We start from the raw sequence: 13,973 nt of genomic DNA, 5'->3' as shown, positions 1-13,973 counted from the left end.
GGGTTGCCTTACCAAAGGTCAACCTGGGTCCGCCCACTCAGTAGCCTGAGATTCATGAGCGGTGAGTCGGCGGCGCCCGTGCTGCTGTACGACGGGGTCTGCGGCGTGTGCAACCGGTCGGTGCGCACGATCCTTCGACTCGACCCCACCGGCCCGCTGCGCTTCGCGGCGCTAGACAGCGTGTTCGCCAAGGCGATCATCGAGCGGCACCCGGCGATTGCCGGCGTTGACTCGGTGGTGTTCGTCGATGACCCCGGCGGGTCCGCGGAAAGGGTGGCTGTGCGATCCGCGGCCGTACTGCGTGTGGCGGATTATCTCGGCGGACCGTGGCGGACGTTGAAGGTCGCCCGTGTCATTCCGGCTCCGCTGCTCGACTGGCTTTACGACAGGTTCGCTGCGGTGCGCTATTGCGTCGGCGGCAAGTACGACAGTTGCCCACTGCCTCCCCCGGAGGTACGTGCCCGCTTCGTGGAGGGTTGACCGGTTATTGGCCGACGTCCGGGGCCAGGTCCGCTTCGGACTCTTTGCGCTTCAACTCGGCGAGCTTGCGGTCTTCTTCGGCCGCTTGGCGGTGCTTGATCGCGGACCGGCGGTGCACGTCCGTATGCGACACGCCCTGCTCGACGGTCCAGTCCTGTGTCCTGGCGACCCGCTCGTGTTGGAGCGCGGACTCCTCAAAGCTTCGCGCTGCGGACAGCCCTGCACGGGCGGCGCGTTCACGGGCCGCGGCGGCCCTGCGTTCGGCGCGCTCGACGTCCTGTGCGGTGACGGCATTTTCACTTGGTGGCGGTGGCTCCGTTTCAGTGGGCATGGCGACTCCCTTGTGTCCTGTGACTTCCAAGTACCCCGCCCAGAGGGATTGATGCCTACACGCTCAAGATTTGGTGTCGGGTGTTGAGTGCGGGCGGAGGGACTCGAACCCTCAAGCTCTTTCGAGCAATGGCACCTAAAACCATCGCGTCTGCCAATTTCGCCACGCCCGCGCGCGCGTGCCGATCGTATCGCCTGCGCCCCCGCCGAGTTGCCGGCACGGGCCCGACGAATTCGTCGGGCCCGAATCGGGAGCGGTACGGTCAAGGGGTGTCCACTACGCATCGTCGCAGGCCCGCGCTCGTCGCGCTGGTGATCGTCGCGGCGTGCGGCTGCCTGGCGTTGGGCTGGTGGCAGTGGACCAGGTTCAATTCCGTGTCCGGCTCCTTTCAGAACCTCGGCTATGCGTTGCAGTGGCCGCTGTTCGCGGGGTTCTGCGTGTACGCGTACCGCAAATTCGTCCGCTATGAAGAGGAACCACCACAGCCGCGCAGCACCGACGCGATGACGGAGATACCCGCCGGGCTGCTGCCCGAGCGACCGAAGCCGGCGGCGCAGGCATCCGATGATCCCGCGCTGCGCGAGTACAACACCTACCTGGCCGAGCTCGCCGCGCAAGACGCCGAAAAGCAGAAGAGGACAACCGCATGACCACACCGGAGACGCCCGGCACATCAGTGCCCATGGTTCCCGTCGACAAGATCCGCACCGCGTTGCTCGGGTACCGGATCATGGCGTGGACGACCGGTCTGTGGCTCATCGCGCTGTGCTACGAGATCGTCTCGCACCTCGTCTTCGGCCACGAGATCCGGTGGATCGAAGTGGTCCACGGCTGGGTGTATTTCATCTACGTGTTGACCGCGTTCAATCTGGCGGTCAAGGTGCGCTGGCCGCTCGGCAAAACGGTCGGCGTGCTGCTGTCCGGGACCATCCCGCTGCTCGGCATCATCGTCGAACACTTCCAAACCAGGGACGTCAAGGCACGTTTCGGGCTGTAGGGCACTCCCGCCCCATTGGGGCCCTGGCGTCCTAGCCCCTCGCGCGGGCCAGCGTTTCCAAAGCCGGCAACAGCAGCCGCAACGCCCGCCCGCGATGCGAGATGGCGTCCTTCTCGGCGGCGCTCAACTGCGCCGCCGTGCGGTCGTGTCCGTGCGGAATGAAGACCGGATCGTAGCCGAAGCCACCGTCGCCACGCGGTTCGCGGGCGATGCTGCCGGGCCATTCGCCGCGGACCACGACCTCCCCCGCCCCCGAGACGAGCGCACAGGCGGACACGAACGCCGCACCGCGCCGTCCGTCGGGCACGTCGCGTAATTGCGCCAGCAGCAACGCGGTGTTGCCCGCGTCATCACCGTGCGTGCCCGACCAGCGCGCCGACAGCACGCCGGGCATGCCATTAAGCGCGGCCACCTCCAGTCCGGAATCGTCGGCCACGCTTGCCAGCCCGCTCGCGGTGAACGCATCGCGCGCCTTGGCCAAGGCGTTGTCCTCGAAGGTTGCGCCCGTCTCCGGCGCTTCCTCGAACGGCGCCACGTCGTCGAGCGACACCAACGTCAATCCCGTCAGACCCGCCGCATCGAGCACCCGGCGCAACTCGGCCAGCTTTTTGGGGTTGCGGCTGGCGACCAGCAGCCGGCGCGTCAGCTGCCGAACGCCTTCGGCGCCGGGGCCCCCTCCGGAAGCACGCCGGGATACGGCAACCGCAGCGCCTCGCGCTGCGCGGCGAACAACTTGTCGCAGGCGGCCAGCGCCACGTCGAGCAATTTGTCCAGCGTCGACCGGGGGAAGGTGGCCCCCTCGCCGGTCCCCTGGACTTCCACGAGGGTGCCGGTGTCGGTGGCGACGACGTTCATGTCGACCTCGGCGCGGGAGTCCTCCTCGTAGGGCAGATCGACCCGGATGCGGCCGTCGACCACGCCGACGCTGACCGCCGCGATCGCACACGACAACGGGCGGGGATCCGACAGCTTGCCGGCCGCCGCGAGATAGGTCACCGCGTCGGACAACGCCACGAAGGCGCCCGTGATGGCCGCGGTCCGAGTGCCACCGTCGGCCTGCAAGACGTCGCAGTCGACGGCGATGGTGTTCTCCCCCAGCGCCGCCAGGTCGATGCAGGCGCGCAGGGAGCGGCCGATGAGCCGGCTGATCTCCTGGGTGCGCCCGGACAGGCGGCCCTTCACCGATTCACGGTCCGAGCGGGTATGGGTCGCCGACGGCAACATGGCGTACTCCGCGGTCAGCCAGCCCAGGCCCGAGCCCTTCCGCCAGCGCGGCACCCCCTCGGTCACGCTGGCGGTGCACATGACCTTGGTGTGGCCGAATTCGATCAATACCGAACCGGCGGGGTGTTCAGTGAAACCGCGGGTGATGACCACGGGCCGCAGTTCGTCGTCAAGGCGGCCGTCTTCTCGTCTCGTCACCCCGCAACCCTAAGCCAACCAAGCGCTACCGACGACGCGTGCCCCGCACCGAGGAGGCGGCCAAGTCGCGGGCGGCTCAGACCCGCTCGGAGCGGCGAATATCGAACGTCTCCCCGCACACCACCGCATGCACGGGACCATCGAACTCCGCCTTGGCCTCGCTGATCACGTCCTCACGCGAGGTCCACGGCGGGATGTGCGTCAGCAACAGTTCGTGCACGCCGGCCTCGGCTGCGGCCCGGCCCGCGTCGGTGCCCGACAGGTGCAGCGCGGGCGGACGGTCCGGCGAGTGCGTCCACGACGCCTCGCAGAGAAAAACGTCGGCCCCGCGAGCCAACTCGACAAGTTGATCGCATGCTCCGGTGTCACCGCTGTAGACGAACGATGCGCCGGAGGGATCGGTGATCTTCAAGCCGTAGGACTCGGTCGGATGTGCCACCACTCGCGGCGTCACCGTCAGCGCGCCAATCGTCACCGGCTCACCCTCGACCCAATGACGAACGTCAAAAATGTCCGAACAGTCATCGATCTCACCGCCGTAGGGCGACGACGCGGCACCCAACCGCGACCAGGTGTCGCCCGGGCCGTAGAGCAACGCCTTGCCCAGGGGACGCTTCGGGTGGTAGCGCCGCCACACGAAAAGTCCGGGCAGATCCAGACAGTGATCGGCGTGCAAATGCGACAACAGAACGTGCACCGAACCGGGATCGGCATAGCGCTGCAGCGCGCCGAGAACACCCCCGCCGAAGTCGATGACCAACGGCGGAGTGTCCGGTGCCCGGAGCAGATAACCCGACGCAGGCGAATCCGGACCCACCACGCTGCCGGAGCAGCCGAGCACGGTTATTCGCACGGACACTACTGTGCCATGCCCGATGGGACCGTGACGAAAACATGGCCGCATTGGTGTGACGAGAATCTCGCGCCGGCGTCAATCAATGCGCACCTGATGAACGGGTTGCACGCCGGTGACGGCCGGACCGAGGAACCGCGCCGCCAATGCGGTGAACGCCTCGGGATCACCGGTGGCTTCGAAAAGCCGCGTCGCGGGTGGGGCGTCGTGCGGCCGGAGCAAGTCTTGCTCGGTGAGCACCCGAAGCACTTCCTTGGCGGTCTCCTCGGCGCTGGAGACCAACGCCACATTGTCACCCATCGCCAGCTGGATGATCCCGGACAGCAAGGGATAGTGCGTGCAGCCGAGCACCAAGGTGTCGACCTGCGCGCGCTGCAACGGCTCCAGATATCCCTCGGCCAGTCCGAGCACCTGACGCCCGCTGGTCACGCCGCGCTCCACGAAGTCGACGAAGCGCGGGCAGGCCACCGCGGTGATCTCGGTGTCGCGGGCGGCGGCGAACGCGTCCTGGTACGCGTGCGAGTTGATGGTCGCCTGGGTGCCGATGACGCCGATCCGGCCGTTGCGGGTGGTCGCGACGGCGCGGCGCACCGCGGGCAGGATCACCTCGACCACGGGCACGTCGTAGCGTTCGCGAGCGTCGCGCAGGCACGCCGCGGAGGCCGTGTTGCAGGCGATCACCAATGCCTTGACGCCGCGGCCGACGAGATCGTCGCCGATGGCCAGCGCGTGCGCTCGGACCTCGGGGATGGTCAGCGGGCCGTACGGACCGTGGCCGGTGTCGCCGACGTAGACGATGTCCTCGTCGGGCAGCTGGTCGATGATCGCTCGCGCGACGGTGAGTCCACCCACACCGGAGTCGAAGACCCCGATGGGCGCCAGCGCCGAACTCATGTCTTGGTCCGCGGCACACGGGTGCCGGCGCTCCTCGACGTCCGGCCCTTACGCTCCGGTGCGGACAACAGGTAGGCGGCCACGACGCCGGCGAGCGCCCCGCACAAGTGGCCCTGCCACGACACGCCTCCGCACCTGCCGAGCACCGGCATGGCTCCGAGCAGGACGCCACCGTAAGCGAACATCACGACCAGCCCGACGATGATGTCGCGCATCCGGCGGACGAAGATCCCGAACACCAGCAGGAAGGACAGCCAGCCGAAGATCAGGCCGGAGGCCCCGATGTGATCGGTGGGTCCGCAGCTGCTGCCGACGTTGCCGATGAGCCAGGTCCCGAAGCCACCGAGGATCCACACGATCGCGGTCGCCCAGACGAACCGGGACAAGCCAGCCAGCGTCATCAGGAATCCCAGGATCAGCAGCGGCACGGTGTTGGCCATCAGGTGCTGCCAGCTCTCGTGCAACACCGGGGCGAAGACGATGCCCCACAGGCCGTCGGCTTCCAGCGGCCTGATGCCGTTGGCGTCCAGCGAATGCCGGGTCAGCTGGTCGATCAGCTCGACGACGTAAAGCAGCGCGACAAAGGTGAGGATCGTGGCGGCACCCACCGCCGCGGCGGACCGCTTCTTCGTCTGGGCGGCGGGCACCCTCGGCGCGGTCTTACCCATGGCTGCCCTTCCAGCGTGTTTCCAGCATGTCAAGGCTACCGGCGCCGCGGCCGGCCGGTTTCATCGACCGAACGCGCCGGGCAGCACGTCGCGATAGCTCGGTATGCCGGCGATCGAGTCGGCCGCCAGCACCCCGGCCAGCACCGCCTGCGCCAGGCAATCGGCGGCGGCGATGCCGACCTCGGTGGCCAGCGGGGTCTCCGGGGAGAAGGCGGCGGGCGGCGGCTTTGCGCTGGCCGCCGGAGCCACCTCGATCGCCCCGGTGGCCAGCACGAACACCGTGTCGCCGTCGACCGGCGTGTGCGCCGGCCGGATGCTGCGGGCCAGGCCGTCGTGGGCGGAGATCGCCACCCGCCGGCACGCCGCCGGGCTCAGGGCGGCGTCGGTGGCCACCACCGCGATCACGGTGTTGAGCGGGTTGTCCACCGGATTCGACGGGGACGGTAACCGGGCGAAGGCGTCGATCTGCTCGGCCGGCGGCGGCCGCAGCCCGAACTCCCGGGCCAGGTCCGCCATCCACGGCAAGCCGGTGGTCCGGTCGACGACCTCGCCCGCGGCGTTCACCACGGCGACCGCCCCGACGGTCACGCCCGACGGCAGTGCCCTGGACGCGGTTCCGACGCCGCCCTTGAGCGCTCCGGCGCGTGCCCCGACCCCGGCGCCGACGGTCCCCACGGCCATCGTGTCGCTGTCTTCGGCGGCGGCGCAGGCCAGGTAGCCGAAGTCGGCCGTCGGGCGGCAGTCCCAGCCGCCGACCGGGAGATCGAAGATCACCGCTCCCGGAACGATGGGCACCAGCCCGCCGTCCATCGCCACACCGCGGTCGCGTTCCTCCAGCCAGCGCATGACCCCGTCCGCCGCGGCCAGACCGTAGGCGCTGCCTCCGGCCAGCAACACCGCGTCCACGAACCGCACGGTGTTGGCCGGGTCCAGCAGGTCGGTCTCGCGGGTTCCGGGCGCACCGCCCCGGCAATCGACGGCGCCGACGGTGCCCGGCGGGGTGAGCACGACGGTGACGCCGCAAGCCCAGCCCGCGCCCAGTGACGCGTCGGGATCCAGTTTCTGGTAGTGGCCGACCCGGATGCCCCCGACGTCGGTGATGGCGTTCATCTGCCGCCGCTCATCGGGGTCCCATCAGCACCAGGACCAGGTACTCCTGCAACACCGTCAGCCACTGGTACACGTCGAAGTGCACGGCCAGCGGATGGTCGGCCGGCAGGCGTTCCGGGCCCTCCGGCCCGACTTCGAGCATGACTCCCAGGGTCAGCCGGATGTCGTTGACCGCGGCGATCCACGAGTTCGCGTCGTCTTCGGTCAACTCGAAGCGGCCGCCATCGGCGGGGACCGTATGCAGCAACCGCTGTGCGGCAACGCGTTTAGCGTTGACGATGTCGGGCTCGTGCAGGCTGCGCAGTGCGGCGTTGAGACTATCCGCCGCCTCGGGCGGCGTGGTGTCCTCGGCGTCGTGCCGGTAGAAGTCGGGCAGCAGCCGTCGCAGCGTGGGATCCTTCGGCGGCTCGGCGTTGCCGGTCCTGATTCCGGTGATCTCCTCGAGTTCGTCTGCCGGCGAAGAAGATTCACGCTCATCGAGCAAGCCGATCATCGCCGTGGCCAGGTTCTTGAGCAGGGCGGCCTCATGCGAAGCCAGGGTCGACCGAAAACGCGGACCGCTTGCGGTCTCGACCCGCTTCCATTTGCGCACAGGGAATCGCCAGCGCCTCGGGCTTCAGCGGTCCTGCTGCATCGTCGCCCACAGACCGGCGGCGTGCAGCTTGGACACATCGACTTCCATGGACTCCCGACTGCCGGCGGACACCACGGCCTTTCCTTCGTTGTGCACCTGCAGCATCAGCTTGGTGGCATGCGGCTCGCTGTAGCCGAACAATTTCTGGAACACATACGTCACGTAGGTCATCAGATTGATCGGGTCGTCCCAGACGATGGTGACCCACGGACTCGACGTGGCCTCTACCGGAGCGGACTCTTGTTGTCCTGTAGTGCCCGGCTTAGTGGGCGCTGACATAACAACCATGGCCTACACGATACCGAGGGTTGGCCGACGTTTCCGAGCCCCGATCGCAGCCGATACCGTTATGGAATGAACGACCCGGTCGTTACTGGGCTGCTGACCGACAAGTACGAGTTGACGATGTTGGCGGCGGCGCTGCGAGACGGCAGCGCCGCTCGACGGACCACCTTCGAGCTTTTTGCCCGCCGGCTGCCCGAAGGGCGCCGCTACGGCGTGGTGGCCGGCACCGGCCGGCTGCTCGAAGCGCTGCCGCAGTTCACCTTCGATGATCAGGCATGCCAGTCGCTGGGGCAGTTCCTCGACCCAGATACGTTGCGGTACTTGCGCGAATTCCGGTTCGGCGGTGACATCGACGGTTACGCCGAGGGCGAGCTGTACTTTCCCGGGTCTCCGGTGCTGTCGGTCAGTGGGACATTCGCCGAATGTGTGGTGCTCGAGACGCTGGCGCTGTCGATTTTCAACCACGACATCGCGGTCGCTTCCGCCGCGGCGCGCATGGTGAGCGCGGCCAGGGGACGCCCGTTGATCGAGATGGGATCGCGACGGACGCACGAGCAGGCCGCCGTCGCCGCGGCCCGCGCCGCCTACCTGGCCGGCTTCGCCGCGTCGTCCAATCTGGAGGCGCAGCGCTGCTACGGGATACCCGCCGAGGGCACCTCCGCGCACGCGTTCACCATGCTGCACGCCCGCGCCGACTCCCCCACGGAATCGACCGAATTGGCGGCCTTTCGAGCGCAGGTCGACGCCCTCGGCGTCGACACCACCCTGCTGGTGGACACCTATGACGTGACGACCGGTGTGGCCAACGCGGTGGCCGCCGCGGGTACCGGGCTGGGCGCGGTGCGCATCGACTCCGGCGAGCTGGGCGTGCTGGCCCGCCAGGTGCGTGAACAGCTCGACAAGCTGGGAGCCACCCGGACCCGCATCGTGGTCTCCGGTGACCTCGACGAGTTCTCCATCGCGGCGCTGGCCGCCGAGCCGGTGGACAGTTACGGCGTGGGAACGTCGGTGGTGACCGGCTCGGGCGCCCCGACGGCAAACATGGTGTACAAGCTCGTCGAGGTGGACGGCCTTCCGGTCCAAAAACGCAGCAGCCACAAGGAATCCCACGGCGGGCGCAAGGAGGCGCTGCGCCTGTCGCGCGGCTCCGGCATCATCACCGAGGAGGTGGTGTATCCCGCCGGCCAGCAGCCAGCCGTCTCCGAACCGGCCCGGGTATTGACCGTCCCGCTGGTGCGCGGCGGAGAGCTGGTGTCCAAACCGAACCTCGCCGCGGCGCGGGAGCTGGTAACTTCCGGGCTGCGCAGTCTGCCATGGGAGGGATTGAACTTGTCGCACGGCGATCCCGCGGTCATGACGACGCAGATTCCTCCCGGCCGGCGCTAGCGCCGGCCCGAACAGCGAAGAGGGTAGCCACGTCCGACGTTTCCGTGTCCGAGCTGCTGGCCACCGCCGTGGCCGCGCTCGGCGGTAGTGAACGCAGCGGCCAGCAGGAGATGGCCGCCGCGGTGGCGCGGGCCTTCGCCACCGAGGAACACCTGGTGGTGCAGGCCGGCACCGGCACCGGCAAGTCGCTCGCCTACTTGGTGCCCGCGATCGTCCACGCCCTTGACGACGACTCCCCCGTCGTCGTGTCGACCGCCACGATCGCTCTGCAACGTCAGCTCGTCGATCGCGATCTGCCCAGGCTGGTCGATGCCCTGGCCGATGCGCTGCCGCGCCGACCGCAGTTCGCGTTGCTCAAGGGGCGGCGAAACTACTTGTGCTTGAACAAGATTCATAACGGCGGCGCGACCGACGGGGACGAAGGCGACGACCGCCCGCAGGAAGAGCTCTTCAACCCCATGGCGGTCAGCGCGTTGGGCCGCGACGTGCAACGGCTCACCGAATGGGCGTCGAGCACCGAATCCGGTGATCGCGACGACCTGAAGCCTGGGGTGCCGGACCGATCCTGGTCGCAGGTCAGCGTTTCCGCGCGGGAATGCCTTGGCGTGGCGCGCTGCCCGTTCGGCACCGAATGCTTTTCCGAACGGGCCAGAGCCCAGGCCGGTCGTGCCGATGTAGTGGTGACCAACCATGCGCTGCTGGCCATCGACGCGGTGGCCGAAACCGCGGTGCTGCCCGAGCATGCGCTGCTGGTCGTCGACGAAGCGCACGAGCTGGTCGATCGGGTCACATCGGTGGCCACAGCGGAGCTGACCTCGGCCTCCCTCGGCGTGGCCGCCCGGCGCATCGCCCGGCTGGTGGACCCGGAGTTGGTCCAGCGCCTGGAGGCGACGACGGCCAACTTCGCCTCGGTCATCCACGACGGCGCGCCGGGCCGCATCGATCGCCTCGACGAGGAGCTGGCGACCTACCTGACGGCGCTGCGCGACGTGGCGACGGCGGCGCGCTCCGCGATCGACACCACGCACGACCCCAAGGCGGCGTCGGCGCGCGCCGAAGCCGTTGCGGCACTTAGCGAGATCTCGGACACGGCGTCGCGCGTGCTGGCATCGTTCGGGCCGGCCATCCCCGACCGCACCGACGTGGTGTGGCTGGAGCACGAGGAGATCAGGGGTTCGGCGCGTCCGGTGTTGCGGGTGGCTCCGCTGTCGGTTGCCGGGCTGCTGCGGTCCCGGGTGTTCTCGCGGTCGACGGTGGTGCTGACGTCGGCGACGCTGACCATCGGCGGCTCATTCGACGCGATGGCCACGGCATGGGGGCTGACCGCCGAAGACGGCGACGCGCGGTGGCGCGGCCTGGACGTGGGTTCGCCGTTCCAGCACGCCAAAGCCGGCATCCTGTACGTGGCCGCGCACCTGCCCCCGCCGGGACGCGACGGCACCGGCTCGGCCGAGCAGCTCAACGAAATCGCCGAGCTCATCACCGCCGCGGACGGGCGCACCCTGGGCCTGTTCTCGTCGATGCGGGCGGCCCGGGCCGCCGCCGAGGCGATGCGCGCACGGCTGTCGACGCCGGTGCTCTGCCAGGGCGACGACAGTACGTCGGCGCTCGTCGAGCAGTTCAGCGCCGACCCGCAAACGTCACTGTTCGGCACGCTGTCGCTGTGGCAGGGCGTCGATGTGCCCGGTCCGTCGCTGTCGTTGGTGCTGATCGACCGCATCCCGTTTCCCCGGCCCGACGATCCCCTACTGGGTGCGCGACAGCGCGCCGTCGCCGCGCGCGGCGGCAACGGCTTCATGGCGGTCGCCGCCAACCATGCGGCGCTGCTGCTGGCGCAAGGATCGGGGCGGCTGTTGCGCCGGGTCACCGATCGCGGTGTGGTCGCGGTGCTGGACTCACGCATGGTCACCGCCGGCTACGGCGGCTACCTGCGGGCCTCGCTGCCGCCGTTCTGGCAGACCACCAACGGGGACCTGGTGCGCCAGGCGCTGCAGCGACTGCGGACGGCTTCGGCATCCGAACAGGGCCTGTCGGCCTGACCGGTGCGTGGCTATTAAGCCAGCGTGACCAGGCCGAGCTCGTTACTGGCCGCCAGCATCGGATGGTGGGGCAGCACGCGCACGGTGTAGCCGACCGACCCCGCCAGCGGCAGCGGCGTCGTCGTCGAGAACACCTGGTTGCCGCCCTCGGCGGTGCCGGTGTAGGACATCTCCACGGTGATCGGGTCCAGCAGGGCATCGCTGGCGTCGACCCGGCCCACCAGCGCCTGGACGGTGACCTCGTCGGGCGCCAAACCGGCCAGCTGCACGGTGGCGGTCAGGGTCAGTTTGGAACCGAGCACCGGACTGTCCGGCAGGCCGGTGCTGTCGACGTCGGTGATGACGATCTTTGGCCAGGCCTGCTGGGCGCGCCAGCGGTACGCGGCCAGTTCACGGGCGGCGCCGAACTCGCCGCCGCTCGCCGCGTCTTCGGCGGGTGCGATCGTCTTGCGCAGCGATTGCGCGGCGGGGGTGTAGTACTGCTCGACGTAATCACGCACCATGCGGGATGCCAACACTTTCGGACCGAGCGTCTGCAGGGTGTGACGCACCATTTCGATCCAGCGCGGCGGCACGCCGTGCTCATCGCGCTCGTAGAACTTCGGCGCCACGGCTTCTTCCAGCAGCGTGTACAGCCCGCTGGATTCCAGATCGTCGCGCCGTTCCTCGTCGGCCACGCCGTCGGCAGACGGTATCTCCCAACCGTTTTCGCCGTCGTACCATTCATCCCACCAACCATCGCGGATGGACAGGTTCAGCCCGCCGTTGAGCGCGCTCTTCATTCCCGAAGTGCCGCAAGCTTCCAACGGCCGCAGCGGATTGTTCAGCCAGACGTCACAACCCCAGTACAGCAGTCGCGCCATGGACATGTCGTAGTCCGGCAGAAAAGCGATGCGGTGGCGCACCTCCGGTCGGTCAGCAAAGCGCACGACTTGCTGGATCAGCGCCTTGCCGCCGTCGTCGGCCGGATGGGATTTTCCGGCGACGATCAGCTGAATGGGCCGCTCCTGGTCGAGCAGCAGCCGTTCCAGCCGATGCGGATCCCGCAGCATCAGCGTCAGCCGCTTGTAGGTCGGCACCCGCCGCGCGAACCCGATGGTCAACACCTCCGGGTCGAAGGCGGTTGCTATCCAACCCAATTCGGCGTCCGAGGCGCCTCGTTCCAGCCAGGAGCGACGTAGCCGCCGCCTGACGTCGTCGACCAACATTGACCTCAGCTGCGAGCGGATCCACCACAGATGGGTGGTGTCGACCTGCTTGAGTCGAAGCCACACCCCCGGGTCGCTGAACGAATCCGACCCGGCCAGCTCACGGCCCAGCTGCAGCCACTGCGGCGCCGCCCACGTGAGCGCGTGCACTCCGTTGGTAATCGAGCCGATCGGCACCTCACTCGCGTCGAAGCCCGGCCACAGTTCGTTGAACATGGATCGGCTCACCCGGCCGTGCAGCGACGACACCCCGTTGGCGCGCTGGGCCAGCCGCAGACCCATGTGGGCCATGTTGAACTTGGTGGGGTCGTCCTCGGCGCCGAGCGCCAGGATGCGGGCCGTCGGCACCCCCGGCAGCAACGCCGGCGCGGCATCGGATGTGTGCGCCTTCTCGCCGGATTCCGCTGCGTCGCCCGCGTGGTCGTCGAAATACCGCCGCACCATCTCGATGGGAAAGCGGTCGATCCCGGCGGGCACCGGCGTGTGGGTGGTGAACACGGTGCTGGACCGAACGACCGTCAGGGCGGTGTCGAAGTCCAATCCCGGACCGGTCATCAGCTCGCGAATGCGTTCCGCTCCCAGGAAGCCCGCGTGGCCCTCGTTCATGTGGAACACCTCGGGCGCGGGCAGGCCGTGAATGTCGGTGAAGGCGCGGATCGCCCGCACCCCACCGATGCCCGCCAGGATCTCCTGTCTCATCCGGTGTTCCTGGTCGCCCCCGTAGAGACGGTCGGTGACGCCGCGCAGATCGTGCTCGTTCTCGGGAACATCGGAATCCAGCAGCAACAGCGGGACCCGGCCCACCTGCGCGACCCAGATCCGGGCGTGCAGCTGCGCGGAGTCCGGCAGCATCAGCTCTACGAGGGCGGGCTCGCCGGTCGCGCCGGTCAGCAGTCGCAGCGGCAGGCCTTGCGGGTCCAGCGACGGATAGGTCTCGTTCTGCCAGCCGTCGGCGGTCAACGATTGCCGGAAGTAGCCGGAGCGGTAGTAGAGCCCCACCGCTACCAGCGGCACCCCCAGATCGGACGCGGACTTCAGGTGGTCGCCGGCGAGGATTCCCAAGCCGCCGGAGTAGTTGGGTAGCACCTCGGCGATGCCGAACTCCATCGAGAAGTAGGCGATGGCGGCCGGCATTTCGGCGCCCCGCTCCTGCTGCTGCTGGTACCACAGCGGGCGGCTCAGGTAGTCGTTCAAGTCGGCGGACAGCGCGTCGAGCCGGGCCAGGAAACTCTCGTCGAGCGCCAACTCATCGAGCCGCGCCGGATTGACTGCACCGAGCAATGCCACCGGGTCGCTGCCGCACCGCTGCCACAACTCCGGGTCGGTGGTGGCGAACAAGTCCTGGGTGGGTTTGTTCCACGACCACCGCAGGTTGGTGGACAGCTGATCCAGCGCGGTCAGACGCTCCGGAAGGTGAGCACGGACGGTAAACCGGCGGAGGGCTTTCACGCGTTACTACCTTACTGAGGTTCGCTCTCCGTGCATGGTGGAGGGACGGGCCGCTTTTCCTCGTCGGTGTGTGACCGAAGACTAGGGTGGGTATCGAGTAGTTACCGGGGTCGCAACGATGCCTCCCCATACAGAAAGTTTCCCCACGACAGGAAGTTTCCCCGACGAGCGGCATCCCGCGCGGATCAGACGCGCAATTGGCCGCACACAATCGGAA

The 13,973-nt window shown here is 68.5% G+C and carries 15 protein-coding genes and 1 tRNA gene; 5 read left to right on the top strand and 11 right to left on the bottom strand.

Going from position 1 to position 13,973, the window contains the following annotated elements; all coding sequences use genetic code 11:
• Positions 1-54: 54 nt before the first annotated feature.
• Positions 55-480 (top strand): thiol-disulfide oxidoreductase DCC family protein, encoded by a 426-nt coding sequence (locus tag ACIUM1_RS22005; protein ID WP_406814649.1) that lies wholly within the window; start codon positions 55-57, stop codon positions 478-480.
• Between the two features lie 4 nt (positions 481-484).
• Here the strand turns inward: ACIUM1_RS22005 and ACIUM1_RS22000 are convergent, their stop codons facing one another.
• Together ACIUM1_RS22000 and ACIUM1_RS21995 are read right to left on the bottom strand one after the other, a co-directional pair.
• Positions 485-811, bottom strand: a complete 327-nt coding sequence (locus ACIUM1_RS22000; protein ID WP_406814648.1) for a hypothetical protein — start codon at positions 809-811, stop codon at positions 485-487.
• An 88-nt stretch (positions 812-899) separates the two neighbouring features.
• A tRNA-Leu gene (locus ACIUM1_RS21995) sits at positions 900-983 on the bottom strand.
• 97 nt (positions 984-1,080) lie between these two features.
• Between ACIUM1_RS21995 and ACIUM1_RS21990 the strand changes: the two genes are divergently transcribed.
• Together ACIUM1_RS21990 and ACIUM1_RS21985 are read left to right on the top strand one after the other, a co-directional pair.
• Positions 1,081-1,461, top strand: a complete 381-nt coding sequence (locus ACIUM1_RS21990; RefSeq protein WP_406814647.1) for a hypothetical protein — start codon at positions 1,081-1,083, stop codon at positions 1,459-1,461.
• On the top strand, positions 1,458-1,808 hold the full coding sequence (locus ACIUM1_RS21985; RefSeq protein ID WP_406814646.1) for a DUF3817 domain-containing protein: 351 nt from the start codon (positions 1,458-1,460) through the stop codon (positions 1,806-1,808). The genes ACIUM1_RS21990 and ACIUM1_RS21985 overlap by 4 nt, the downstream gene beginning before the upstream one ends.
• A gap of 31 nt (positions 1,809-1,839) precedes the next feature.
• Here ACIUM1_RS21985 and rdgB read toward each other — a convergent pair whose 3' ends face one another.
• From rdgB to clpS, 8 genes are all read right to left on the bottom strand, one after another.
• Complete coding sequence (gene rdgB, locus ACIUM1_RS21980) at positions 1,840-2,454, bottom strand: RdgB/HAM1 family non-canonical purine NTP pyrophosphatase (RefSeq protein ID WP_406817810.1); 615 nt, start codon at positions 2,452-2,454, stop codon at positions 1,840-1,842.
• Complete coding sequence (rph, locus tag ACIUM1_RS21975; protein ID WP_406814645.1) at positions 2,451-3,230, bottom strand: ribonuclease PH; 780 nt, start codon at positions 3,228-3,230, stop codon at positions 2,451-2,453. Before rph ends, rdgB begins: the two co-directional genes overlap by 4 nt.
• A 76-nt stretch (positions 3,231-3,306) precedes the next feature.
• Positions 3,307-4,089 carry a cyclic nucleotide-degrading phosphodiesterase gene (locus tag ACIUM1_RS21970; RefSeq protein WP_406814644.1) on the bottom strand — a complete coding sequence of 261 codons (783 nt, stop codon included), beginning with the start codon at positions 4,087-4,089 and terminating at the stop codon, positions 3,307-3,309.
• A 72-nt stretch (positions 4,090-4,161) separates the two neighbouring features.
• Positions 4,162-4,977: a glutamate racemase gene (gene murI / locus ACIUM1_RS21965; RefSeq protein WP_406814643.1), complete on the bottom strand. Its 816-nt coding sequence runs from the start codon at positions 4,975-4,977 to the stop codon at positions 4,162-4,164.
• On the bottom strand, positions 4,974-5,645 hold the full coding sequence (locus tag ACIUM1_RS21960) for a rhomboid family intramembrane serine protease (protein ID WP_406814642.1): 672 nt from the start codon (positions 5,643-5,645) through the stop codon (positions 4,974-4,976). The genes murI and ACIUM1_RS21960 overlap by 4 nt, the downstream gene beginning before the upstream one ends.
• Before the next feature lie 60 nt (positions 5,646-5,705).
• Positions 5,706-6,755 (bottom strand): P1 family peptidase, encoded by a 1,050-nt coding sequence (locus ACIUM1_RS21955; RefSeq protein ID WP_406814641.1) that lies wholly within the window; start codon positions 6,753-6,755, stop codon positions 5,706-5,708.
• Between the two features lie 10 nt (positions 6,756-6,765).
• A complete protein-coding gene (locus ACIUM1_RS21950; protein ID WP_406814640.1) occupies positions 6,766-7,347 on the bottom strand; it encodes a DUF2017 domain-containing protein in 582 nt (193 codons plus the stop codon).
• Positions 7,348-7,371: 24 nt separating this feature from the next.
• Positions 7,372-7,677 carry an ATP-dependent Clp protease adapter ClpS gene (gene clpS, locus ACIUM1_RS21945; protein ID WP_406814639.1) on the bottom strand — a complete coding sequence of 102 codons (306 nt, stop codon included), beginning with the start codon at positions 7,675-7,677 and terminating at the stop codon, positions 7,372-7,374.
• 66 nt (positions 7,678-7,743) lie between these two features.
• Here clpS and ACIUM1_RS21940 point away from each other — a divergent pair, with 66 nt between their 5' ends.
• Both ACIUM1_RS21940 and ACIUM1_RS21935 read left to right on the top strand, forming a co-directional pair.
• The gene (locus ACIUM1_RS21940) at positions 7,744-9,060 is read left to right on the top strand and encodes a nicotinate phosphoribosyltransferase (protein WP_406814638.1); all 1,317 of its coding nucleotides are present in this window, start codon (positions 7,744-7,746) and stop codon (positions 9,058-9,060) included.
• Positions 9,061-9,104: 44 nt separating this feature from the next.
• Entirely contained in the window at positions 9,105-11,099 is a 1,995-nt protein-coding gene (locus tag ACIUM1_RS21935; RefSeq protein WP_406814637.1) for an ATP-dependent DNA helicase, read from the top strand.
• A 14-nt stretch (positions 11,100-11,113) separates the two neighbouring features.
• On the opposite strand, the gene glgP is transcribed toward ACIUM1_RS21935, so the two are convergent.
• Positions 11,114-13,756, bottom strand: a complete 2,643-nt coding sequence (glgP, locus tag ACIUM1_RS21930; protein WP_406814636.1) for an alpha-glucan family phosphorylase — start codon at positions 13,754-13,756, stop codon at positions 11,114-11,116.
• Between the last annotated feature and the right edge of the window lie 217 nt (positions 13,757-13,973).

This window comes from Mycobacterium sp. M23085, assembly GCF_045343915.1.
Classification (GTDB): domain Bacteria; phylum Actinomycetota; class Actinomycetes; order Mycobacteriales; family Mycobacteriaceae; genus Mycobacterium.
Note: the sequence above shows the minus strand (reverse complement) of the source record. Positions and strands in the feature narration are given on the sequence as shown.